The sequence below is a fragment of the Lacihabitans lacunae genome (assembly GCF_042649125.1).
GTDB classification, from domain to species: domain Bacteria; phylum Bacteroidota; class Bacteroidia; order Cytophagales; family Spirosomataceae; genus Leadbetterella; species Leadbetterella lacunae.
On the sequence record NZ_JBHRYQ010000002.1, the window covers coordinates 63778 to 88934 of the forward strand.

Below are 25157 nucleotides of genomic sequence, written 5' to 3' on the forward strand. Positions count from 1 at the left end.
GTAGAAACAAATCAGTCCCGTATTTTCACTCAAGCTACTTTTTTTGTTTGGTGTAATAACAACCCTTTATTCTTTTTTTTCGGCTGCTTTTTTGGCCTTCATTTTTAGGTAGGCCGTACCCTTTTAAAAAAAATAATCGGAGTGGCAAAGTACCAAAAAAAACAGCACTGCAACCTCCGGCTGTCCATCAAATTCACTTACTCAAAATTCTTTTAATTAGTAGTTTCTATTAAGATTAATTTAGAAAAAGTATTTCGATTGTCAGTGTGTTGAACCAGCTCAAACCATGCTTGTTTATATTATGACCCATATTTGTTGATTTTTATTCGGATACTAGTAATTAATTAAGAATATTTTTTATTACTAGAGTTTTCAAATGTGTTTATCTTTTACTAAGTTGTTTAATGAATTTATGTTTTATATGAGCTTTCATTTTATGTTTGGTTTAGATCTATTTCTTTAAGTCAATTTCTGAATGAGTTGGGCTTTGTTTTTTATCGGCTTCATGTATTAAGATAGTTGTTCCAATAATTGCCATTAAAGTTGCAATTGTCATAAGGAATGCCCATTGTTTATTATTAGGGTATACAGCCAAACCTTCTGGCACGATAGGTCTGGTTTTCTTACCAGTATCCATTATTGCCTCATTTAGTTTTTTTAGTGCCAGAGTATTTTCTAATCTATTTGCAGATTTTTGAGGTTGTAGTTTTCGTTTGCTTGCTTCTAAATTTTCATACCAATAGCCAATATCTTCATTCTTTGTTTTCCACATAATTGAGGTGAAGCCTTTTGTAAGTTTTTTAGATTTTAAATATGTGAGTGTTTTTGTTAATTCTTCGCTTGCTATTTCTTTTGTTGAAGCATTTACCGCTTTTGTCAAATTATTTGTTACCTTTTGGTTTAAAATACTTTCCTTTTGATATCTACTTCTATAGATTAGTATGCATATCAGTATTAGTACTATGCCCAATAGGTTTTTCATCATTTATTTTTATCTTAGATATTTTGGATGATTAGGTTAGTCTTTGTTAAAGGTTTTCATGGATTATTAAATGAGGATGTAAAACATCCTCTTTAACATTCAAATTAATCATAAAAGTTTTCACTTATATGATATTACCCACAGCTTTCTTAATTTTCTAATCTTAAGGTTTTTAAATATCTTACTTATTTTCATTAATTGAGTTGATTAACAATAAAATTTAATTAATGTGTATTTAGTTTTATTTTCATATTTTTCAAAGTATTAATTCAATGGTAAACTTTTACCTATATGTTTGCTTGTGATATACAACTGATTGCTGTCATAATCATCTAGCATTTATTGTTTATCTTTTGATTGATTTTTTTTTATAGTTTTTAATTCTTTACTTTTGATATACATAATTTTTTTAGAGTGGCAATTCAACTTTTAAAACTGTTATTGTTTTTCGCCCTATCTAAATAGTATCTTTTTAAATTTTATTTTTATAATATAAAATTAAACGAGGATGCAAAACATCCTCTTTAATCTTTCTGCCTTCATAAAAGTTTAGCTGTTTTATGAGGATAGCCATGAAAACTTTCTTGTTACTGTTTTTAGAAAAGAAAATAGGATGTAAACATCCTATTTTTCCTTGAATTTATCAACTAATTAAAATTTACCTCTTACTAGTATCATTCTAATTACTTCTGCAAGTTTATATTTTTTGAGTATCAATTATATCAATCATTGTGTTTTGTTACACAACTCTTAATTTTTAGGTCATTTTTTGAATTTCCTAGTTCATTATTTTCCAAAAATCTTGATTTATTTAAAATTATTTATTGATTTTTATATCGATGTTGTCCTAAATTGTATCAAAATTAGGCAAAAAGGTTTTTTTTCTTTTAGGCGATGATTTTAAGTCTGATAGAAAAACAGATCCCCCTGTTTATTATTGCGTTTCTATTTATAGAGTTTTTAAATGGCTTATGTAGCCAAATCATAAGGTCAATTTTGACAAATTATTGAGCCCAATGAAGGCGACTAGGTTTGACAAATGCCAGGCATATTTTGAAATTGCTTTCAGATATTTTAAAATTAAAATAGAGATTAATGTTGTCCACAAATGGATTAATATGTCGTTCTTATTAGTAACAATAAAGGTTTTGACATGTAGTAATTGCTTAATGTATCTAAAGAAAAATTCAATTTGCCATCTGTTTTTATTCAGTTCGGCTATTGTTTGAGTTGACCACTTGATGTTATTGGACTTGCCGTCCCCGTTTGTTTTCTATTATTTGCTTATTTTGGTCATCCCATGCTCCCACTCTGCGGAGTTGGTTTGAGTGTTTTTCCTTGGAAATCTTATTGGACAGTGAAATGATTTCATATTTCATAATATGTTGTGCGTGTTTATCAGGTAGCTCATTTTCTTTTATTGTAGCAAAGGAAAGATTGTCTTTGTGGCGTATCACGAAGAAAACGTCTTTGCTGTTCCAAATACGAAGCATTGGAAAATCATTATAGTATCTATCGGCTACAATAACGCTTCCACTTTGTAATGGGACATTGTAGGCTCCTTTATTCTCTCTGCTGCTTCCTTCTATAATATTCACATATATATGTAATTTAGCATCATAATCCAAAAATGTATGCATTTTTACAGCTTTTTTGTGGGTACGAAATTTAGCCCAATCAAATAGAGACAAACAAAGGCTTATTGTTGTTGAATCTAGAAGATATACAGGCACCCTAATGCGGAGATTTATTCGCCTAGTTTTCATGTGCTGTCCTAAATAATCAAGTAGTTGATAATAATAATCTTTGAATAAATCAGCTTTTTTATGCTGGTTTTGATAGCTTAATGAGGACTTTGATGAGGCCATGAGTTAGACCTAAGTGATTTAGATTCCCTGTAGCTGAACGCAAGTCATTAGAAATATCTCGTAATGAAGTACTTTTCGCAAAATGCCAAAAAAGCATAGAAATCAGGTGTGTCCAACTATCCATTCCCTTTTGTTTATAATCAGACTTGTGATGAATTACCAAACTTTGAAAAACCTGTCGAGGAAGTTTAGATATAATTTGAGAAAACAAACTTAAATTTGTCATAATGAGAGATGGTTTTTTTGTCAACCTCAAAATTAACTTTTGAGGATAATTCCACCTCTCATTATTTTTTTATACAGGACGCTATTGTTTTTATATTATATGCTATGGGTTTTCTCAATTTATTTTTTTTCGCTATACGGGTATTCTTTCTATTTTTTTAAATTTAATTGGCTTTGGTATACGTATTCTTCTAGTGCTTCTACGAATATTGTTTTGATTTTCTTTCTGTTTTCATGGCCTATGTCTTTTATGACGTTCATCAAAGGTGTTGGTATATGAACTGTAAATCTTGTTTCTTCTACTTTGTGCACTGTTGGCTTTACCTCTACAGCTGTCTGTATAGGTGTGTTAGGTATGTTGCTTGTTATTTTGTTTCCTAAGTTTTCAAGGGATGATTTAAATTTATTTTCTTTTGCCATATTTATGTAATTATGTTTTTATGTAAGTCTCGTGTTCTGGGAATATATTTCTCTTTTTATATGTAATACTGTATTTACATAATCATGTAATTATTTAAAAGTAAAAATCTTTTCACTTTATCAAATTGTTTTTTGTTATTGATATAATGCTGTATTTGCATAATCATGTAATTATGTAAAAATAAATATTTTTTTTCTTTACTAAATATTTTTTTTTGATACTGAAGTAATGCTTTATTTACAGATTCATATAATTATCTAGATTTAAATATTTTTTTTACTTTGACAAGAAGTTTATTTAATTCCGTATTTACATAATACTGTAATTGTGTAATAGTAAAAATCTGCTTTTCTATCAAATATTTTTTTGATGTTGATGTAATGCTGTATTTACAGCATCATGTAATTATGTAAAAATAAATGTTTTTTTCTGTCTATCAAACATTTTTCTGATATTTATGTAATTATGTATTTTCAGAATGATATATTGTTCCTTTTAATTGATTCCTTCTTTTTCATTTAAGGTTTTTTGTTATTTTGGTTTCTTATGATTTTTAGTGTTTTATCCAATATTTTGGTTTTTTTTATGAAATAAAATTAATTTACTAAATTTTACCTATCTCCTACTATTTTGTGTTTATCTGTTTTTTTTATGAGGGTTTATCTTAGTGGCCGTTTATGTGTTTTATATCATATCTTAGTATTTCATGTTTTTATGTAATTATGGAAATACATAATTCCCTCATATTTTCTATCTTTTAATATTAATTGTTTCGCAAATTTTATTTAAGATTATTTTCTAAATTTTTTCTAAGTTATAATAAAAATAAGAGCGAAATAACATATAATATCTAGGATTTTTATTTAAATTTTGTTTTTGTCTGATTTATATTTTTTGATTTTTGAAAATATCTGTTTTCTCTTCTAATCGAATTTTTAGACCCATCAGGGTAGTTTGATCATATTTGGTTCATATACTATATGTTATTATTGGGTGTTTCATTGTTTCTTGTAATGTTTTTTTTAAAAGTGTATTTTTTATGGTTCTGTGTAATTACATAAATATGTAATATTTATGAATAAATATCATTTAAGTATTTTATCAATTGTCTATATTTTTTTTAAATTATCTGTCTAAATGGAATATGGGAATCTTGAAAAATCGTTATTCGTTTGTTTCGATATCTATTAATAATTTATCTGTTTCATATGTAAGTTTTTTATGTCTATATGTAATTCTGTATATATGTAATTGTGTATATATGTTATTATGTTATTATGTTATGATGTTATTATGTTATTATGTTATTATGTTATTATGTATATATGTTATTATGTATATTGTTAAATTTTATATGTATGAATAAGTTGGTATCCGAATAATTTTATCGCTGGTTTTGATTTTGCAAATAGCGGTTACTGAATTTATACAATTCTTTGCCTTTTGTTATTTATATTAGATAATATAAAAAAATAAGTTTTAAGAACCATTAATCTTTAATTTTAAATAAAGATGTGCTGCTGTCCTAACTATTGATTCTTGTTGAGGCATCTTAAAATGTGAAACACAATTTAATGGATTTATGTAATGATGTATTTATGTAATAAGTTTTCGTTTCAGTCAAAAACAACTCTTATGAATCTTTTTATTGTGTTGGTATAGAATGGTCTAATCTTTTTTAGGAATATGTATTTATGTCTTTATGTAAATGCATAACTTTGCGGTTTTTTTATAAAATAGGTTTTTCTTTCTGCAAAAGCGACTTTCTAATTGCCATTTGATAATGTTTTAATATTTTTTAACTTGAATATCAGAAGCTAAAGAACCAAACTTTTAATTCTAAAGTAATCATTTTATAGTTACCCCCAATTTTAATACCAGCAGTTAAGTTGAAAAAAACTTAAATTGCAGTATGGAAAACATCAAGCGTAAATTTACATCTGACTTCAAATTAAAGGTCATTTTAGAAGCTTTGAAAGAGCAACAAACTTTAGCCGAATTAAGCCAAAAGTACGAGCTTCATCCCAATCAAATTTCAGTATGGAAGACCGAATTTCTGGCAAAAGCAAAGCAAACTTTAGAATTAAAAAAGCCTAAACCGTCTGACTCTTCACCGGAGTTAGAACAGATGTTTGCCAAAATTGGTAAGCTTCAAATGGAATTAGATTATCTTAAAAAAAAGCTGTCATGATACCCAGGCAAGATCGGTATTCTATGGTCAGTGGTGCTGAAGGTCTAAGTTTTCGCCGCCAATGTGAATTGCTCTGCATTCCCCGAACAAAGCTATATTATAAGCCTAAACCAGAATCTCAAGTGAATCTTCACATAATGAGGCTCATGGATGAACAGTATCTAAAAACTCCTTTTTATGGCTTCCCTCGAATGTTTGATTACGTTCAAAATGCCTGCTCGATGTGGGTTTTGAATCCTAAAAGAGTTTATCGTTTGTATAAAACAATGGGCTTAAAATATTTATTACCAGGACCTAAAACCCCTACCCGAAAACTACTTATAAATTTCCGTATCTTTTAAATGATATTGTTGTTAATCGGGTAAATCAGGTTTGGGCTTCAGATATTACTTACATCCCGATGAGCCGAGGTTATATGTACCTTTACGCTATAATTGATTTACATAGCAGGTTTATTGTAAACTGGGGAATTTCCAACAGTATGACCTCCGACTGGGTTTCTGTTCTTACCTGCGAAGCAATCCTCAATTGTGGAAGGCCAGAAATCTTCAACACCAATCAGGGACGTCAATTTACTTCTGAAAAATTCATAAGTACACTCAAAGAGTTTGAAATTAAAATAAGCATGGATGGAAAAGGAAGGGCAATCGACAATATTTTTATAGAAAGGTTCTGGCGAACGATAAAGTATGAACTTATATACTTAAACCCTTTTAATAGTGGCTATCAATTGTACCAAGAATTGGAAGAATACCTAAGATATTATAACTTTGAAAGAGGACACAGCTCAATTGGGAAATTGACTCCGGCAAAACTGTTTAATGTAAAAGATAGTATCAATTTTTTAACTAAATATTGAACGATAAATTTGACTTTACTGGTTTAAAAATGGGGGTAGGTTGAATTATACTCGATATCATTGGGATCAAATTCACCGGATTCAATCATTTCTTTACTGGCCGATGCAATGAAATATAGCTTATTGCCAAAATCATTTTCAAACACTTGTAGATAATCTAGCCCTCCGTGCTCTTCCACTGCTTGCAGTGTCTGCTCAACGATTTCAATAATTTCTTCTTTCGGAATATCCGCCTGTACCTCGTAGGTGACAAATAACTGACCTTCAAACCAATAGTTACCCTCACATTCTTGCGGTTTTCTTTTCCACGTAGCCATTGTTTAATTTTTGTTTTACGCTGGCCACTATAAATACTTATGGATTGGATTCAAGAATATATCCCATTGTCAAAATTTTTTAATTGCTAGAATTCAATCTGATTCTGCTAACCAACCTAATCTCTTTCAGCTTCTTTTCCAAATACTTAATATCGTCAGGAGATTCTCCTTTGCCAAAAAATCTAATAATAAAAACTCGTTCTTAAACTTATGTCTATATTTAAAATAGCTTCTAACCACCCAATAGTTTGAGATTAAGTATTATATTGCATATCCTGTTTCTTACATAATACAAGAAAATAGTCTATACCTGTTACTCATGAGCAGATTAATTAGTAAAAAACCACTAAAAACAAACAATTTTGTAAAAGCTCTAGCCTTTATTTTAGGTTTTTTCTTTATCTGCTCAGGATTGTCTAAAGTTTTGGATCTGAATTATTTTATAAATACTCTAAATCGATATCATTCCTCCTTTGAAATACTTTACCCTCTAATTATTTCAATTGAAATCCTAATTGGTTCATTATTAATATTTCAGTATAATCTTAAAACGGTGGGTCTTTATGCCCTAGTGTTACTTACCATGTTTACTATTGTATTTGTTACAGGCTATTATTTTCTAGGAATAGATAATTGTGGTTGTTTTGGAAAAACGTTTGAGTTGAGTCCAACACAATCTGTATCTAGAAATATTGTATTAATTTTAATTTCAGTTTTAATTTTTGAATTGGCTAAACAAAAAGAAAAGTCGAAAGGCTACATCCTGTGGCTATCTGTTAGTTTATGTTTAATCTCTGGTACAACTTCACTAATCATCTTACATAAGATAGATTTCAAGTATAAAACGGGATACTCTGTATCTAAAACCTTTTTAGAATATAAAACAAAAAAAGAACCATATATAGTAGCGTTCTTAAGCCCACACTGTGCCCAATGTAAAAATCAACTCAAGCACAGCAAAAGTATAAATAGTGAATTGATTGTATTATATCCAAACTACTTTTCAAAAAAGGAAATTGATAAGTTTTTGAAAGACAACAATTTAACGTTCCGATTAAATGCAATAAGCCAAGATTCTTTGTCTCTAGTAGCATCCTCTTTCCCTACTTTCATTTATATTAAAAACGGGAGGATTACCAGAATATCCAATAAGTTGAATTAATCTTTCGGAATTTCAATGTTCTTTACAAAAATTGACAAGCAAATTCTTTTTTATTATATTAAGCCATTTGTTGCAACAACAGTAGTGATGATTTTTTTATTCACTATCCGATTTTTGGTGATGCACCTATCTGATGTTATGGGGAAAAACATTGGAATCGCAACATATTTTGATATTTTCACTAACTTCCCTTTAGTTTCAATTCCTTTTGTTTTACCATTGGCCACGTTAATCGCATCCATTTTATGTTTTGGTAAGCTAACAGAGCATAACGAGTTAACCGCAATTTCTGCTTCAGGAGTAAAGAGGTCAAGAGCGGTATATTATGTCTTTTTTTTTACTTTAATAATAACCACTATCATTATAAAGTTTAACACGGATCTCGCTCCTATTGCCAATTATAAATCTTTTCATACTGTATTGGATATACGTTCAAAAATTGGTATCAATATCAAACCAAAAGTTTTTTTTAATAAGATTGAAGGCATATCTATTAAATCTGATAAGGTTTGGAGTCAAAAAGGAACTTCTTATCTTCAAAATATTCTATTGTACCAAAAAGAGCAAAACAAAAATCAAAACACTATTACTATTGCTCGATCTGGTAAAATTACCACTTCTAATAATGAAGAATATCTTATGATTGATCTCAATAATGGTATTTCTTATGTTGATTCCGACGATAAATCGTTAAAATTTACTAAAACAAATTTTTCTTTATCCAAAATTATTTTGCCGTTAAAAAACGACATTAAGTTCAAGAACGAGGAAAAAATAATAATAAGTCACGCGTACACAAAAAACATTGCTGAACTATACACTGGGATACATAATGCAAATAAAGAGGTTAAATTTTATAGTTACCTACTCAAAAACCTTCCCCTAGATAGATATCAAAACATCGAGAGAAAATATTATCTACATAGTAAAGCGAATAATTCTGATAGTTTAAATATTACGTGTTTGGACGAGTTAGTAAAAGCATTAAACAACAAAGACAGGAAAAGTGTATTAAAAAGTTTAATTGAGAGAGACAAAAGAGAACATTTAAACACAATTATCTCTTTTCAGTTGGAGATTTATCAAAGGTATATGTTCGCAATAAGTAACTTAATATTTTGTTTATTTGGTTGTTCAATAGGTGTCTTTATAAAAAAGGGTAACATTGGTTACCCAATATTAATTGGAATTGCTATTTATCTTTTGTTTTATCTGTTCTGTGAATTTTTTGAAAAACTCTCTAAAAACTACATCATTTCTCCCGAACTAGGAGTTTTTTTGCCCTTTTTCGGAATGCTATGTTTATGGGGAATATTTGAGCTGAGCATAAAAATTAAGTCTAAAAATTAAGTCTAAAACCAAGAACTGGTAAAAGTCCCAATTGGTTTATTGTTTCGAAATTTTTAATTACAGGATTATAAACCCTAAGTAACGGATTTTTACGATTGGTAACATTATTAATATCCATTGAAAATTGAGCTGTGACTTTACTAAAATTAATGATATAAGCAAATTTAATGTCTGTTCTTTGATAGTCTCTTAACTTTTCTGAATATCCATTTTTGGAGTCTTGAACGACCGAATTATTCACAACAGTTGAGGGTTGAACTCTTATCCCTCCTGCCAAACAATTCTTAAGATTGATACTAAAAATATTCTTTTTTATTTGCCATTCTTTTCCTCCTAACAAATTCACTACATATCTGTTATCAAACCGTGTAGACTTATAATAATCATTTGAATTCAATGCATATTTGCTTCTAAAAATTGATGTGGTATATAAAAAATATATGCCCTTTCTTAAGCTTTTCTCTAAAGATAATTCCCAACCATAGTTTTTCCCGATTCCGATACTGTTGAGAGGAAGTAAATTTACTGAGTTCGTTTGATTTATTAAAGTGTAATTTTCAATCCCCTTTACTAAGGCAGTATCTACTACCCCAATCATCATATTTTTTTGATAATATACCTCACTATTCAATTTCCAATTATTTGCTAGAATATATGTATATCCTAAGACAAAATGTAATGCCCGTGGCGACTTAAGTTCCTTATTACTGACTTCATTACCATTAAGCAAAAGGTTATTTTTAAATAAATATATACTTAATGGTTCGAGGCGACTGTGATAACCAATTGCTAAATCAAATGATTGTTTTGATCCATTTTTATATTTAACTCTCACCCTTGGCTCTAATGTACTACTGTTATTTAAAAAGAAGTTGGTATTGTGTAACCCAACGTTTAAATCAAATAAACTATTCCTATATCTTAATGAAACATAGTTTTGATAAAAAATAGTATTCCCTCTACCCTTCAACGAAACATCCGATGCTATTAAGTTAATTTCTTTTATTGAGGTATCAAAGAAACCATTTAGATTATATGATAGATTTGATAATATGCCTCCAAGTTGTAATGTTGTGTTACTCTTTATTTTTTGGGTGAAATTTGTATTTAGCCTCAAATAATTATACTTCAATTCTGAAATCCTATTTTCATCAATTCTTTCGCCAATACTTTTCTGATTATTAATATTTTCATTTCCTGAAAATGATAGTGTAGTTTCTAAAAACCTTTCTTTATTTATATAACGAGCCCAATTAAATCCAGAAGCATAAAAATTTGCTCTGTTATCAATTTCTAAGAAAGATTCTAATGTGAAATTTGTAGTATTGTTACCATAAATCCCCCATAATGAATAGTTATTATTCTTAGACGGAAAATTTAACTTAAAAACCATGTCTTGATATTTGGGCGTTGCCGCCTGAAAAACCGATGATAAACCAAGAGTATTGATAAGCTTAGTATTTGAAAAACGGTAATTATATAAAAAAGAACTTTTTTTTCTCTTCGATATTGGTCCTTCGGTACTAAAATCTAACCCCAGAATATTCACATTGATAGAATTCTCAAAAGCTTGATTATTCCCTTCTCTTAATCGTACATCAAAAACACCAGATGTGGCATTCCCATAATTTGCAGGAAAAGCCCCTGTATAAAAAGTTGAATTTTTCAAGGTATTCACATTAAGAACGCTTATCAAGCCACCAGATGCCCCATCAGATGCAAAATGGTTTGGATTTGGAACTTCCACACCATCTATTAACCACAAAAGACCCTTTGGGCTATTTCCCCTAATTACTAATTCATTAGTTTGATCGTTGACTGTTGAAACTCCAGCAAAAGATAATGCCATTCTTGCAGGATCCCCCCAGGTTGCTGCATACCTACTTGTTTGTTCTACAGATATTTTTTTAGAACTAATGTCTTGTAATGTCTCCTTTTCTGACTTAATCACCAATTCCTCTAATTCTTTGTAATTAGACTGCATAGTAACTTGTATTTCCTGCTGTTTGCCACTTAAAAGTAGAATACTTTTTTGCATATATGTTTCATAGCCTACATAAGAAACCCTCAAGTCATATCTTCCGATAGCAAGATTATTAAATTTAAAGTACCCTGAACTGTCCGCTTGCGAGGCTGCTGTTACGTTAACTCCAGAAATCTGGACATTTGCAAATGGCAGCGATTGTTTGGTTTCCAAATCGATTACCCTGCCTTTGATTGTTTGTGAATGAACATATCCGGTTGTGAGCAAGATTAATATAAGTATTCTCATAACATTAAACAGTTGTATTTTATATATTTCAATGTAAGAACAAATATATTTATGCAGGATTGCTTTTGTTCAAAATTAATTAGCGAAATATATCATTTAATATTTTTACTAAATGATATATTTCGCTAACATACATTTCAGTGAAAAAAGAAGTAAAACTACTTGTTTTCTACATCTGGATATGGACAGCTTCCATCAGCCGAAGGGTCTACATAGCCATATGTAATGTCTGGCTGTTTTCCAGGCTCACTAATCCAATTTACAATTTTTTTAATACAATATTTTTTCCCATCTGGAGCATCATCTCCACAAGCAGTGATAATTAAAGCCCCAAAGGACAATACTGTAACCGTTGAGTAGAGTAAGATTTTCTTTTTCATGTAATAATAGTTTTGAGTGAATAAATACATTAGTAATCTAGCCAAAAATATATTATTTTTTTAAAACAACAAAAAAAGTTAATGAAAATAATGCAAAAGTGAAGTTTAAATTCTGCTCAATAATTATATTTTCTCCGAAAAAAAACATATTGAAATATCTTAAAGTAAACAATGAAAAGACGATAAATACTGTAAGATAGCCATTTCGAACCCGATTATTCAAACGTAAAAAGAATATAAAAAGAATTAGGCAAATCATCGACTCATAGAGTTGTATGGGATGTCGAATTTCATTGGCATAAGCACTATTTCTAAATATAACGCCCCAGTCGCCATTAGTTTTCTTTCCTATCTTTTCAGAATTAAAGAAATTTCCTAATCTAATAAAAAAACCTGCCAATAGTGTTAATAGAAAAGCTTTATCCAAAAAATATAGATATCTAAATTTCTTAAATCGAGAAAACCAAAAAACTCCCGCTACTATTCCCAGTGCAGATCCGTGGCTAGAAAGACCTCCTTGCCATATTTTGACTACATCTTCAAGATTATGTTTAAATTCTTCCAAATGATAAAAAAAGACAAAACCTAATCGCCCACCTATTATTGAAGATATTGCCATGATAATGATAAAAATCAAATTGTCTTCTGTTTCAAAATTTGTTCTGTGTAATTTTTTTAGAATATAAATGCTTAGTAAAAATGATACTGTGTATAAAAAACCATAGTAGCTTAGTTTAATTCCATTGTTGATAATATACCTATCGACATCCCATATAATTACCCCGTCAGGTACTAATATTTTAAACACATTCAAAATCATACTTTAATCATTATTTCTTTATTAATGTAAATTTAATTCTTTTTAGGATTTGCTAACTTTGTAAACACCTCAATTGACTTACCTAATTTTCTTAACATCAAGTTTAATCCATGTATATCAAAATACTAAATGAGCATGAAATTAGATTAGTCTACGAGAAGATAAACCGAGCAGATCCAGTTCACGCTGGGCTGCTCAATTCCTTGTTTGTTAATATTGCAAGGAGGGTATATTTTATGAGTGATGAGCAAGACGTGATTGATTTGCTAAAAAAATTAACACTTATTTAAGTATATAAGTGTTGTTGAATCTTTTCTGGTTTATTTAAATCTTGTAAGAGTATAGTTCGTTTTGATAAGCCCGTAAAGATTGATTTAATACTACTAATTTCTTTTTGGATCTTCTGAATATCTGCCTTGCTTTCCCGAAGTCCTTCCCTCTTTGATCTCGATAGTTTATCGCCTGTTTTTTCTATTACATCAAGTGCTTCCAAGGCATGATTAAGATTATAATTCTTAATTGATACCTCAATTGGCTCTTTTAATAGAACACTCCTGATAAAATAAGAAAGTGATTTTTGCCCAATCTGATTTAAAACCTTCTGTAAGTTTTCCTTTTCAGATTTTGAAACTCTTACCCTTATTATTTCGGATTTGGGTTTATTATTTTCAAGCGGTTTCCTTCCTCCGTAATTCCTTATATTTCCCATGGTACTAGTTATATTTCTATTTTGTACCACAAAAATAGAAACTCTGTTCTGTAATTTTTCAATGTCAGTATCTTTCTTTGAGGACTTAAAAAAAGATAAAATGTCTTTTTGAAAAAACAGAGATATTTATAATAAAGAACAAAAATTATGAACTTGAAACGAGCATTAGAATGGTCAAAAAATATAGAAAAGCTAATTAAGGTATGGTCTACAATTATTGACCATATGCTTCAAACATTTTCGAAAAATTACAAATTTTTTTTACTCATAATATTGGCATTGATGATATTTTATAAAGACTCTTCTGCTCTATTGCTTGGAGTACTAGAATTAGTGCTATCCTTATTCCAAAGCAAAAAAACTATTAAATAGACCCATTTTATAATTATACTTATTTACTTAAATACTTATTTAAGTAATTACTCGAATAACCTAGTCCTGTTTGCCGTCATAGTTCTGTTTATATTATATTTAGCTTCTTCCAACACTAATTTTGCCTTTTCAACATCTCCAAGCTGTAATCAAAGTGCATTCATTTTTTCATCATAAGGTTGTCTAAAATTCTTATATTCATCAAAGAAATTTTCTTCTACTCAACCGAGTAAATAACCACTAAAACTACTACCTTTTCTGTAATTGTGTATAATTTCTTCCGCACTTCCTGGCTGAATGTTGTCTAGATTTGTAACATAATTATTTGCAGCCAATTCAATTAAAAATGTTGGATTTTCAGCCTCCTTTTCGGCTTTGAGCTTACTTAACACTGTTTGTACAAGTGTAGGTGTTGAGATAAATATATTTTCGATGAATCTAGTCTTTGCTTCATTAAATTCCTTCTGAATTTTCTTTTTTTCTTCTTCTTTACTCTGCTCTTCTCTTTTTTGTTGAATTTGAATCTCTTTCTTTACGTCCTTGTCTTTCTTTTTTTGTTTCTCTTCTTCTATCGGGTCGAATAAATCAGGTTGAGGTAACATGGTTTGAATAAATCCAATAGGGTTCTTGATTGTTTTCCCTGATGCCCTATAGTTATCCCCAATTTTAATACCAGCAGTTAAGTTGAAAAAAACTTAAATTGCAGTATGAAAAACATCAAGCGTAAATTTACATCTGACTTCAAATTAAAGGTCATTTTAGAAGCTTTGAAAGAGCAACAAACTTTGGCCGAATTAAGCCAAAAGTACGAGCTTCATCCCAATCAAATTTCAGTATGGAAGACCGAATTTCTAGCCAAAGCAAACTTTAGAATTAAAAAAGCCTAAGCCGTCTTACTCTGCACCAGGGTTAGAACAGATGTTTGCCAAAATTGGTAAGCTTCAAATGGAATTAGATTATCTTAAAAAAAAAGCTGTCATGATACCTAGGAAAGATCGGTATTCTATGGTCAGTGGTGCTGAAGTTCTAAGTTTTCGCCGCCAATGTGAATTACTCTGCATTCCCCGAACAAAGATATATTATAAGCCTAAACCAGAATCTCAAGTGAATCTTCACATAATGAGGCTCATGGATGAACAGTATATAAAAACTCCTTTTTATGGCTTCCCTCGAATGTTTGATTACGTTCAAAATGCCTGCTCGATGTGGGTTTTGAATCCTAAAAGAGTTTAACGTTTGTATAAAACAATGGGCTTAAAATATTTATTACCAGGACCTAAAACCCCTACCCGAAAACTACTTATAAATTTCCGTATCTTTTAAATGATATTGTTGTTAATCGGGTAAATCAGGTTTGGGCTTCAGATATTACTTACATCCCGATGAGCCGAGGTTATATGTACCTTTACGCTATAATTGATTTACATAGCAGGTTTATTGTAAACTGGGGAATTTCCAACAGTATGACCTCCGACTGGGTTTCTGTTCTTACCCGCGAAGCAATCCTAAATTGGGGAAGGCCAGAAATCTTCAACACCGATCATGGAAGTCAATTTACCTCTGAAAAATTCATAAGTACACTCAAAGAGTTTGAAATTAAAATAAGCATGGATGGAAAAGGAAGAGCAATCGACAATATTTTTATAGAAAGGTTCTGGCGAACGATAAAGTATGAACTTATATACTTAAACCCTTTTAATAGTGGCTATCAATTGTACCAAGAATTGGAAGAATACCTAAGATATTATAAGTTTGAAAGAGGACACAGCTCAATTGGGAAATTGACTCCGGCAAAACTGTTTAATGTAAAAGATAGTATCAATTTTTTAACTAAATATTCAACGATAAATTCGACTTTACTGGTTTAAAAATGGGGGTAGGTTAAATTTGTAGCCTTTAAAATATTTTATCAATCTATTAGTATTAACAAAAATACATTATTATTTAGATACACCTTTATGGTGTTTGATATTAAATCTTTTAAAAATCATATGATTGTTTTAGAAAATTGGTTAATAAAAATGTGTTTTGCCTAAGCGTAAAGCTGTAAATACATAAATATGTAATTATATATAAGTATTACATATTTGATAATATCTCAGATGTTAAGTTTAGGATTTCTTCCTTTGCTTTATCGTCTTCGGTTTCGAAAATACCACCTGTAAGAGGTGAACGAGTGTAACTAACTCGTTGAGATACCATGCTTACTAAAACAGGAATGTCATAGTTATTAAGTTGTTCTTTGATGTCTTGTGTTAAGGTTGTGCTATGTTGAATCATATTAAGGACTATACCAGCTTTAAGATTAGGTTTTTTTTTCATGGATTCATTTAGCAAATGAATTGTAGCTCTAATTGCCATGATGTCTAGAACTCCGGCCTTGGTAGGAACCAGTACATAATCTGATAATTCGAAAAAGTCAGGTAATAAACTAGAGAGGTAGGGGGGGGTATCAATTATTGCTACATCATATTTGTCTTGAATCTTGCCTAGTTCATCAAGTGGAACTAAATCAATACCATCTAGGCCAAAATACTCTCCTAATCCTGATATACTACCTTGTGGATCACTATCCAAAACGGCTACCCTCAAAGAATGCTTCAAGCAATAGCCAATGTTTAATGCTAGAGTGGTTTTTCCTACTCCGCCTTTTTGATGTGCAACCGTTATAATTTTCAAATCTCTGGAATTTTGTGCTTTAAAGCGTTATTATGTTAAAAATATTCTATGGCTCTTACCAAATTGTTACTAGTAAAGTAACCTGAGTAAGTTTCTTATTTTAGGGCTGAATGGTAGGTAAACCAACCTTAAAAATCGTCCCAATTGTAAAATGACGTACTTATCTTTTTGAGAATTCTACTCAAAAATGGATTAATATAGTTTGTTTAATTAAAGGCCCACAGGAAACTCAGCTTCTATCTTATTATGATTGATTGTAATCATTAATAAAACTTAATGAATTTGTTTCGTTGACGTTTTAACTTTTGTTAGAATCAAATAATATACAAACCTACATAAAAACATAAATACATAAAAACATTTTTACATAAAAGCACAAAAATAATAATAAATAAAAGGTTTAGATTAAAATAAATAAGATTACAGTATAAATAAATGCTAATTTGAAAAATAAACATAATTACACAATTACTTAAATATGCTTTTGTGTAATTATGTAATAAGAAAAAAATTATTTAATTTATAGATGAACTCAACAAATTATATAAGAGAAGGGGAGGGGTAAACTCCAGAATAACGCCCTTTTTTCTTAAGTACTCTTATACAATTGTTGCTTCAAAGCGAAGAGTCGCCCCTGTGCGATTCGATGTCATTTCTGAAAATGAAATGTTTAGGCATAGAATAAGTCGTAATGCTCCAGTTGTGGACAGTATTAATCACTATTTTGATTTTAAAATATCTGAAAGCAATTTCAAAATATGCCTGGCATTTGTCAAACCTAGTCGCGTTCATTAGGCTCAATATTTTCGTCAAAATTGACCTTATGATTTGGCTACATAAGCCATTTCAAGCCCCTATCAATAGAAACGCAATAATAAAACAGTGGGGTCTGTTTTTCAATCAGACTTAAAATCATCTCACAAAAGACAATAAAGACATTTTTGCCTAATTTTGATTCTATTTAGGATAGCATTGAGTTTAACTGTTTTTATAAGGTAATAAAATAATATTTGAACCTTCAATATATTTAATATCTACAATATCTCCGATGTAATGATTCTCACAAAAGTTCCCCTTATATTCCACTTTCATGTGCCATTTCACCTTTGTACCTAGACATGAACCTGGCTTTTCAATAATTTTCATTTTGACAAGTTCACCTTTCTCATACACTTCTATTTCTTTATAAACAGAATCCAAGAAAAAAAGTGGTGCTATGAATATAATGATACCTAAAATAATATTTGTCTTTTTCATTAGTTTGGTCGAATTAAAATGATTGGTCTTTGGACATTAGTTGCATCTGATTTTGCAATACCTAACGTTGGGGTATTACTGCTATTACCACTAGGTGTTCGTACAACATTAGAAGTATTTTGGATTGTATTGCCCACAACCCCCGAAGCAGTTTGCCCTACAATTTTATTAACTTTTTCAGCCCTGTTTAAGCTACTTTGTGTAGTCTCAGCTTTTGCTGCCCTATCGGTACTTAAAGGGTCGTTTGCACTTACTCTTGCTGTTCGGTCGGCTTCTTTTCTTAACACTTTTGTATCAACTATATTTTCAGCTTTTTTCGTTAAAAAACCAGCCGCTTTGTTTGACACAACATCGGAGGCAGTTTGTGAGAGTGTTACTGACTCAATCCCGCCAGTATTTATTTGTTTGGCTAGCGATTCGGTGGCATCAATGGTTATTGCAAACTGTGTTCCTTTTCCTCCAATTGCTGACAATCCCGAAGTTGCGGCACCTGCTATCCCTGAAATAAGAATACTATTTCGGTCAATTTTATATGTCAAAGCTTCGTAAAGCTCTTGCCATTAGCCATATTTCCAGCTACTTGAAAAGCATAATCAACACCTGCCCCAATTACAAGCCCACATAATGGGCAATCGCCATTAGGGTCAGGGTATCTGAGGGGATTATTCCAAACATAAACATAGGGCGAAATACTTAGGAATTTCTCCGCCAACGGATCCACCATCCAAAAACGGCCGATTGTTGGGTCTGAGGGTCTAAACTTGAAGAAATCAATGTTTAGGTTAAAATCCTCAATGCGTTGCTGTTTTTGGTATTTAAAAAGGTTCTTGTTTACGCCAGCTGATTGATTGAATGTGTATCCAAAAGGATCAAAGTCAGACTGTTGTTTTACTTTTAATTGACCATTTTCGGGAGCAAAACTTAGTCGAAGATTGCCCCAAATATCGCGGTAGTCATATTCATAATTCCAAGAGTTGTTTGTAAAAACTATTCTGCCTTCGGGATTATTTAAAGAATAATTATTGCCGTTTTTATAAATCAAATCCCCGACATAGTCCCAATATTCTCCTGCTGAATTTTCTTTTTTCAAAAGCGATCCAGCCCCATCGTAATTAAACTTGAGCCAACGACCATCGCTCCAAGTTACCTGTTTAACCTTGTTGAGATAGGTATTGTATGCTATCAGGCTTATGCCCTTGTTTGCATCAGATTTCAAAGAACCATTTGGGTAGTAGGTGTAATTTGAACTATTTCCGCCCGCTCGAAAATCACCCACGTTTGGATTGCCCGCAACCGCATCACTAAGGCCAGTTAGCATATTTCCCGAATAAAAATAGTTCAAATTATCAATAAGCCCAAAACTACTGCCATTTATACCGTAGCGTTGCAGGGTATTGATGTTTCCGTTTTTGTCATATAAGTGCCATATTATCTGTACTTTTTATTTTCACCAACACGCCTGAAACAGGAGCATAACATTTGGGACATTTTAATTGATTTAAAGAGTTTAATTGTATCTTGTTAAGTCGTAATATATCCTGAAAAATCATTCTTTAGACTGATAAATTGGCTATTTATGATTGAAATGGGGTCACCAACACAACTGGAACATTACCTTACCACGCTGTTAAATCAATTACAAGCACGATTTTCAGCCAAGAAAACAGTGCCAGATGCCGCAAAAAAACCAGGTGTAAGCTCAATGGCTTGTGCTGAACGGTAAGTTACTTTGGCTGCCCCTGTAATTTTATTGGCTGCTGATATTTTTGAGTTTGCGGTTTTTATTTGCGTTCCCGAGCTATAGTCATCTATAGGGCTAATGAGGTTACTTATAGAGCCACATAAATTTACGACTATGGGTTCAATATCTATACAGCCCGCCAAACTGGTGGCTTTGATGTAGTAAGTGCCTGAGCTAGTAATTGCATTAGGCGTTGCTAAAACATCGGTGCATATTGGGTTGGTGAAATACGTCAGTATCGTGCCTACTGGCAATGTATTGCCTGCTGTAATGTTTGGGTCTGTGATGTCGAAATAGCCATTGCCAGAAGTATTTAGATTGTTAATGACCAATTCAGGATTGGGGTTGATAGTTATTAGTACCTGAGCATTAACGGTACATGATCCAAGACCTACCACAAGGCTGTATGTACCCGCCATGGCAACGGTGGCAAGCTCAGAAACGGTAGGATTTTTGGCAACAGAATTAAATCCATTTGGACCCATCCAACTGTGATTGGCTCCGTTTGTGATATTTACGTTGAGTTGCAAGGGGGATCCTGCACAAACTGCCACTGGCGAAGTGGCATTGACCTCGGGGGCTGTATTTACCACATTTACAATGGTCGTAGAGGCTGTGCAACCGTTTAGGTTTACCGAAAGAGTGTAGATACCACTGGCACGTGTGGTAGCCTTGCTCAAATTCCATGTACTATTGGAATTGGTGAAATTGTTTGGACCCGACCACGAATATATTGACCCAGCTGTAGGTGTAACACTTACCTCTAAATCTTGTCCCGCACATATGGGAGCATTGCTGGTGCTTGCTAAATTCGGTAGTGGGTTTATAGTGGCTATAACAGCGGTTCTTGGGGTAGAAAAACCACAGGAATTTAGAGCACTTACATAAAAAGTGGTGTTGGCTTCTAATGGTGCTGTGCTATAACTGCTTCCTGTTGCCAAAGGACTTACACTACTTGGGCTGGCATACCAATGGACTACAGCGTTGTTGTTTCCCGTGGCTTGAAGGCTTACACTACCCTTACCGCACCTTTGGGCAGGGGTAATGCTGGTTATGCTAGGTAGTGGATCATTTACTGTGGCAACTATCAGGGTTCTTTCAGCTGAAATACATTCGTTGTGTATTGCCTCAGCATAAAAGCTTTTTGTGGCGTTTAAAGGTGGCGTCTCAAAGGTGTTTCCTGATGCTAAGGGTACCTGATTTGTAGGGGTTTCATACCATTTGATGGTACCAAGGTTTGAGATTGCAGCCAATTTTATAGAACTCCCTACGCAGCCTTCACCAGCTTTGGTGGTCGTTATGGTGGGTAGATCATTAATAGTGAGTTTTATTTTTTCGCTAAAAGTTTCACAGGTATTTTCAGAATATACTTTTACTTGATAGTAAAAAATACCAGCTATGTTTGTAGGAGGTGTAAATGTGGCATTGGTAGCACCCACAATTTCGATTGGGACTTGATTTTCCAAGGAAGTATATAGGTACCACTGGTAAGATAAGTTGCTTTCATTGGTACTTATAGATATTGGCTGAGCAGGAGCATTTTTGCAGTAAGAACTTGCTATTGGTTGTTGAATTATACGGATTTTATCACACGCTTTTCCAATGCCGATGGCACTAATATTGGCTACCATCGTACCCGAGAGCCAGCCATCAATAGCACCATTGTTTGCCGATAAATTTACCCACTGGCTACCTTTCCAACCAACTAGTCGCAACCGAGGGGCTTCTGCAAAACTCGAAATATTCTCAGGTAGGACTACCGATACCACCGTACCTGTGGCATTGCCACGGTTCACTATCCAATCCCACTGACCAATGGTGGATACAACTTTTAAATCATTGGTGTCATATTTATTGGTTTGGTGTATTAGGCCGTCTTTGGTAGAATTGATGGTATTTGGATCTCCCTCAATCCAGGCTGTAGAAATGGTGCGGGTATTGTCGCTACCATTTTCAATTTTTAAAGGTCTGTAATTTCCTTTGTGCCCTACCGGAAATGTAAATGGAGCAATTCCTGATTTGCTTACATAGCCATCCACATATCTTTGGGTATTCATTTGTCCAGAGTAATTAGCTTGTTCTAAAAACTTTATAGCTCCTAAGTCATGTTTGCTTCTTAGGGTTGCGGTAATGCCATTTTCAAAATTTAAGAGGGTTCGAATCTCTATACCTTGCTGGTTATGGATATACATTTTGTTTACCACATTACTAAAATTGGCCTGATAAAACTTTGGAGCTGTTGATCCTGAAATTAAATTATCGCCAATACCTTTAAAATAATGCATAGCTTCTGAGGATGCTAACCATAATCCATTATTGGTAAAACAAGTGGCATGATTACCAAAAGTATAGCTAAAACCATTGGAGAAGTTCACTACTGCACCAGGTTTTACTTCAACTGCGTTTCCGTGTTCGTGCCAGTCGAAGAGGCCTTTCATGTTAACTGATTGGTGAAAATAGGTTGTAGGGGCATTGCAAGCTACATAGCCACCGTCTTCAAAACAATCCGCATCAGCGGCTATGGTCAATTTTATGGGTGTTCGATATTGGCTTATACAGTTATTGACTGACTTGGAAGCGGCATAATAGGTGACACTTCCTATTGCGGAGAGTGAAGGGTTACTTACCACATTTCCCCCCGATGCTGCATCATACCATTCAATGGTGGTATTTTCTGCTGATGTGGCAATGGCCACGAGTGTTGTGGCCGATTTTGCACAAGTTGCCCTGTTACCACCAGTAATGGGAGCCTCAGGTAGGGTGTATATAGTTGCAGTTACAGGAGTTCTGGTAGCCGATGCACATCCATTGTTTATGGCCTCAGCATAATAAGTGGTGCTTTTATTTAGAATACGTGTGGTAAAGTCATTTCCAATGGCCAGAGTCGTACCCCCATTTGGGGCTTCATACCATCTTACTTGGCCATTATCTGTAGTAGCCTTTAGTAAGACATTACCACCACAACTTGAAGACGGTGTGGTACTAACAATACTGGGTAATGGCTTTATAGTAGCAGTTACTGCTACCTTTGGGTGAGAATAATCACCAGAACATAGAGAACTTACATAGTAGGTTGTAGTATTGGTCAAAGATGGCGTGGTGAAGCTGTTGCCACTTCCTAGCGGGGTTTCGCTGGAGGGAGTTGCAAACCAATGAATTATACCATTGTAATTGGCGGTGGCTTGTAAGATAATGCTGCCTGATCCGCATCTTTCGGCAGAAGTGGTGGAAGTAATAATTGGTTCAGGTGGACTTAAAGCCACAGGATATTGGTAAAAACAGACCAGCTCTAAGCCTGCGGAGTTTGTCACATATCGGTTGTCGGGGTCTATAGGTGATTTACTACCGAGATAAGATATTGTAGCGGTGCCGGGATGCTGCGAGAGAGTAAATATAATGTTGTTACCCGACACATCGATATTTGTAATATTGGCTCCGGTGCTTGAGCTAAGTTGGAAGTTAGCAAAGCCATTGCCTGCATATAAGTTACCTGTATTGGTAGATACAACCAATTGTGTAGAAGATTGTAAGTAGGCACATGTAATTTCAGGAATATCTATTACCCCTGTTGGATTTTGCCCATAAATGTCTCTTTTAAGGAGTGGAAGGATTCTACTGGCAAACTTTTCATAGCCATTCGCAAAGGGAAAATGGCAATTATCACTAAACTGTTGAATTGCGTCTGTTTGCATTATACTTATACTGGAGTTCTCTATAGCTATTTGGCGTTGGGCTTCCTTTATTAGATGGGGATTTGTGTTACATCCATTTTTAGTTTGAAAAATGTAAGTATGTTGAATGTTAGGGAAATCTTCTTTCCAATTGTTATTTAATTGAGTAAAATTATTTTTGTAAGCAGCTGTTGCTAAACCATTACGTCCGTCAGATTCACCTTGAGCCCAGAGTATAGCTTTAACAAATGGTCGCAGTCCTGTAGTATTAAGTCTAAAGAAAAGTCTACCATAATTACTATTGAGTGAGGTTTGGTAATCTAATGGTCTGGCAAAGTGTGAAATGGGCTTCCCAGCATGGCCACCATTAAATATAGCAATGGGCACTTGTAAATCATCCATTAGAAGCTTGGCAAGTTTTAACCCCCACTGGCCTACAGAGGCAGCGGAATTCCATGTATCTCCATTTCCCTCAAACCACGAAGAAGTGGACAGTACAGCAGATCCAGAGATCTGATTTCCGCTAAAGGTACGAATAAACGGGCTGGCGTTGGCATTAGCACTACCGCTAAATGAACGTGCCTCGCCATTAGATTGGCCACTGACGACAAAAACGTCTCCTGCTACCACGTTAGTAATACTTCTTTCAAGTGTAAAACTTGAGCCAATTTGGCTTTCAACGGTTATGCTATAATTGACCAACTCGGCATCTATGGTACCGGTATGTGTAAAATTGGCAATATTACCAACATAGGTAAGTGGTAAGATAGTTTGAGAATAGGGGCTACCCGCACGTTTTACGGTAATTCTTATGGCCGATATATTATTTACATTATTTTTTACTGTACCAGCTATTGTGAAAGAGCCTTTGTCAGTAGTCACGTCACGGCCTAGGATCTGCATATTCAAAGGGGCACTAACGATATTTACTTGAGCATGAATTTTTGAAGAGTAAAGTGACCATATAAAAAGTAAAATCAATTTAAATTTTAAATATAGGTAATTGTTTTTTTTCATTATAGTAAGTCTAATCGTAATAGCATAATTGTGATAAATAAGCTGGGAGTATCAACTGCCAACCTTGGTTAAAAATATTATGGACTAATTAGCTTATTTAGTACATATAATAACTACATGTCTATTACCACAGTCTGTAGCTAAATTTCGTGCACTAACACCAGCTACAAAGTCAGGGTTTGAGGTATTCCAGCTGTTGTACTAGTACCTTTGGAGGTACCAATGTTACCACTTATATTAGAAACTTTGGATTGCTATCTGCAACAAAACTTGATACGCCACCGCCACCACAGTCTTCAGTATCTATTGTATTCCCATGGCATGCAGAACCACTGCCGCTATCGCAAATTTCTCTTCGAAAGCTCCTACCTCCATTTCCGTCGTTAAGAGTATACCAGCGGTTCGGTTGAAGCATGATCTCAATATTACATTTGCTATGCATCCATTTCTAAAATTGGTGTTAGAGCAAATGGTAGATTTGCCTTCTAACTTATAAAGATTGTAAATGTTCCAGAAATTATAACAGTTGCAAAAAAAGTAACACTTTTGTCTTTACCGTATTGCTGGATTTACAACTACAGTGTACGCCAAACTCATAAATGTAGATAAACCTGTTAAAAATTCTATGTTAATATTTGTTTTACATTCCTTGAGTATGAACCTTTTTTCTAAAAATTTGCCATATTGTTTTTATTTTCTGATAGATGGGTTGATTTTTTTGTGCTAATGAACCTGATGCGATACCTACAAAGATTGTCATCATTGTCACTCCAGAGTTTTTCAGTTGAGAATAGATTTGGAATTTCCAATCAATGAAAATAGTAATGGTATAGCTATTGACAGCAAACCATTAATACCAAACTA

At 32.7% G+C, this 25157-nt stretch carries 21 protein-coding genes and 2 pseudogenes; 6 read left to right on the forward strand and 17 right to left on the reverse strand.

The window, feature by feature from the left end; genetic code table 11:
- Positions 1–451 precede the first annotated feature (451 nt).
- From ACFOOI_RS21740 to ACFOOI_RS21760, 5 genes are all read right to left on the reverse strand, one after another.
- Entirely contained in the window at positions 452–985 is a 534-nt protein-coding gene (locus ACFOOI_RS21740) for a hypothetical protein (RefSeq protein ID WP_379840289.1), read from the reverse strand.
- A gap of 979 nt (positions 986–1964) precedes the next feature.
- Positions 1965–2225: a transposase gene (locus ACFOOI_RS21745; RefSeq protein ID WP_379840335.1), complete on the reverse strand. Its 261-nt coding sequence runs from the start codon at positions 2223–2225 to the stop codon at positions 1965–1967.
- 1 nt (position 2226) lies between these two features.
- Positions 2227–2850 (reverse strand): transposase, encoded by a 624-nt coding sequence (locus ACFOOI_RS21750; RefSeq protein ID WP_379840290.1) that lies wholly within the window; start codon positions 2848–2850, stop codon positions 2227–2229.
- A complete protein-coding gene (locus ACFOOI_RS21755; protein ID WP_379840291.1) occupies positions 2807–3076 on the reverse strand; it encodes a DUF4372 domain-containing protein in 270 nt (89 codons plus the stop codon). Before ACFOOI_RS21755 ends, ACFOOI_RS21750 begins: the two co-directional genes overlap by 44 nt.
- Before the next feature lie 149 nt (positions 3077–3225).
- Positions 3226–3495 carry a hypothetical protein gene (locus tag ACFOOI_RS21760; protein ID WP_379840293.1) on the reverse strand — a complete coding sequence of 90 codons (270 nt, stop codon included), beginning with the start codon at positions 3493–3495 and terminating at the stop codon, positions 3226–3228.
- Positions 3496–5408: 1913 nt separating this feature from the next.
- Here ACFOOI_RS21760 and ACFOOI_RS21765 point away from each other — a divergent pair.
- Positions 5409–5687 (forward strand): transposase, encoded by a 279-nt coding sequence (locus tag ACFOOI_RS21765; protein WP_379840294.1) that lies wholly within the window; start codon positions 5409–5411, stop codon positions 5685–5687.
- Between the two features lie 340 nt (positions 5688–6027).
- Positions 6028–6546 (forward strand): annotated as a pseudogene (locus ACFOOI_RS21770) (IS3 family transposase); the annotation flags it as partial.
- Between the two features lie 23 nt (positions 6547–6569).
- Here the strand turns inward: ACFOOI_RS21770 and ACFOOI_RS21775 are convergent.
- The gene (locus ACFOOI_RS21775; RefSeq protein WP_379840296.1) at positions 6570–6863 is read right to left on the reverse strand and encodes a hypothetical protein; all 294 of its coding nucleotides are present in this window, start codon (positions 6861–6863) and stop codon (positions 6570–6572) included.
- 319 nt (positions 6864–7182) lie between these two features.
- Between ACFOOI_RS21775 and ACFOOI_RS21780 the strand changes: the two genes are divergently transcribed.
- Together ACFOOI_RS21780 and ACFOOI_RS21785 are read left to right on the forward strand one after the other, a co-directional pair.
- Positions 7183–8025 carry a MauE/DoxX family redox-associated membrane protein gene (locus ACFOOI_RS21780; protein ID WP_379840297.1) on the forward strand — a complete coding sequence of 281 codons (843 nt, stop codon included), beginning with the start codon at positions 7183–7185 and terminating at the stop codon, positions 8023–8025.
- Between the two features lie 15 nt (positions 8026–8040).
- Positions 8041–9375, forward strand: coding sequence for an LptF/LptG family permease (locus ACFOOI_RS21785; RefSeq protein ID WP_379840298.1), 1335 nt, complete (start codon positions 8041–8043; stop codon positions 9373–9375).
- On the opposite strand, the gene ACFOOI_RS21790 is transcribed toward ACFOOI_RS21785, so the two are convergent.
- The 5 genes from ACFOOI_RS21790 to ACFOOI_RS21810 all read right to left on the reverse strand — a co-directional run bounded on the left by ACFOOI_RS21790 (position 9365) and on the right by ACFOOI_RS21810 (position 14530).
- The gene (locus tag ACFOOI_RS21790) at positions 9365–11647 is read right to left on the reverse strand and encodes a TonB-dependent receptor (RefSeq protein ID WP_379840299.1); all 2283 of its coding nucleotides are present in this window, start codon (positions 11645–11647) and stop codon (positions 9365–9367) included. The genes ACFOOI_RS21785 and ACFOOI_RS21790 overlap by 11 nt on opposite strands.
- A 158-nt stretch (positions 11648–11805) precedes the next feature.
- The gene (locus tag ACFOOI_RS21795; RefSeq protein WP_379840301.1) at positions 11806–12072 is read right to left on the reverse strand and encodes a hypothetical protein; all 267 of its coding nucleotides are present in this window, start codon (positions 12070–12072) and stop codon (positions 11806–11808) included.
- 7 nt (positions 12073–12079) lie between these two features.
- A complete protein-coding gene (locus ACFOOI_RS21800; protein WP_379840302.1) occupies positions 12080–12847 on the reverse strand; it encodes a prolipoprotein diacylglyceryl transferase in 768 nt (255 codons plus the stop codon).
- A 286-nt stretch (positions 12848–13133) separates the two neighbouring features.
- Positions 13134–13556, reverse strand: a complete 423-nt coding sequence (locus ACFOOI_RS21805; protein ID WP_379840303.1) for a hypothetical protein — start codon at positions 13554–13556, stop codon at positions 13134–13136.
- Positions 13557–14149: 593 nt separating this feature from the next.
- Positions 14150–14530: a hypothetical protein gene (locus ACFOOI_RS21810; RefSeq protein WP_379840304.1), complete on the reverse strand. Its 381-nt coding sequence runs from the start codon at positions 14528–14530 to the stop codon at positions 14150–14152.
- 105 nt (positions 14531–14635) lie between these two features.
- On the opposite strand from ACFOOI_RS21810, the gene ACFOOI_RS21815 reads away from it, so the two are divergent.
- Together ACFOOI_RS21815 and ACFOOI_RS21820 are read left to right on the forward strand one after the other, a co-directional pair.
- The gene (locus ACFOOI_RS21815; RefSeq protein ID WP_379840305.1) at positions 14636–14815 is read left to right on the forward strand and encodes a transposase; all 180 of its coding nucleotides are present in this window, start codon (positions 14636–14638) and stop codon (positions 14813–14815) included.
- Between the two features lie 435 nt (positions 14816–15250).
- Positions 15251–15796: pseudogene (locus tag ACFOOI_RS21820) on the forward strand (IS3 family transposase); the annotation flags it as partial.
- A 211-nt stretch (positions 15797–16007) separates the two neighbouring features.
- Here ACFOOI_RS21820 and ACFOOI_RS21825 read toward each other — a convergent pair.
- The 6 genes from ACFOOI_RS21825 to ACFOOI_RS21850 all read right to left on the reverse strand — a co-directional run bounded on the left by ACFOOI_RS21825 (position 16008) and on the right by ACFOOI_RS21850 (position 24708).
- Positions 16008–16607, reverse strand: coding sequence for an AAA family ATPase (locus ACFOOI_RS21825; protein WP_379840306.1), 600 nt, complete (start codon positions 16605–16607; stop codon positions 16008–16010).
- A 978-nt stretch (positions 16608–17585) separates the two neighbouring features.
- Positions 17586–17864, reverse strand: coding sequence for a hypothetical protein (locus ACFOOI_RS21830; RefSeq protein WP_379840307.1), 279 nt, complete (start codon positions 17862–17864; stop codon positions 17586–17588).
- Complete coding sequence (locus tag ACFOOI_RS21835; protein WP_379840308.1) at positions 17864–18403, reverse strand: hypothetical protein; 540 nt, start codon at positions 18401–18403, stop codon at positions 17864–17866. The genes ACFOOI_RS21830 and ACFOOI_RS21835 overlap by 1 nt, the downstream gene beginning before the upstream one ends.
- Positions 18400–19206 (reverse strand): RHS repeat domain-containing protein, encoded by an 807-nt coding sequence (locus tag ACFOOI_RS21840; protein ID WP_379840309.1) that lies wholly within the window; start codon positions 19204–19206, stop codon positions 18400–18402. The genes ACFOOI_RS21835 and ACFOOI_RS21840 overlap by 4 nt, the downstream gene beginning before the upstream one ends.
- A gap of 290 nt (positions 19207–19496) precedes the next feature.
- Positions 19497–24179: an Ig-like domain-containing protein gene (locus ACFOOI_RS21845; protein ID WP_379840310.1), complete on the reverse strand. Its 4683-nt coding sequence runs from the start codon at positions 24177–24179 to the stop codon at positions 19497–19499.
- A gap of 346 nt (positions 24180–24525) precedes the next feature.
- Complete coding sequence (locus tag ACFOOI_RS21850; RefSeq protein ID WP_379840311.1) at positions 24526–24708, reverse strand: hypothetical protein; 183 nt, start codon at positions 24706–24708, stop codon at positions 24526–24528.
- Positions 24709–25157 lie beyond the last annotated feature (449 nt).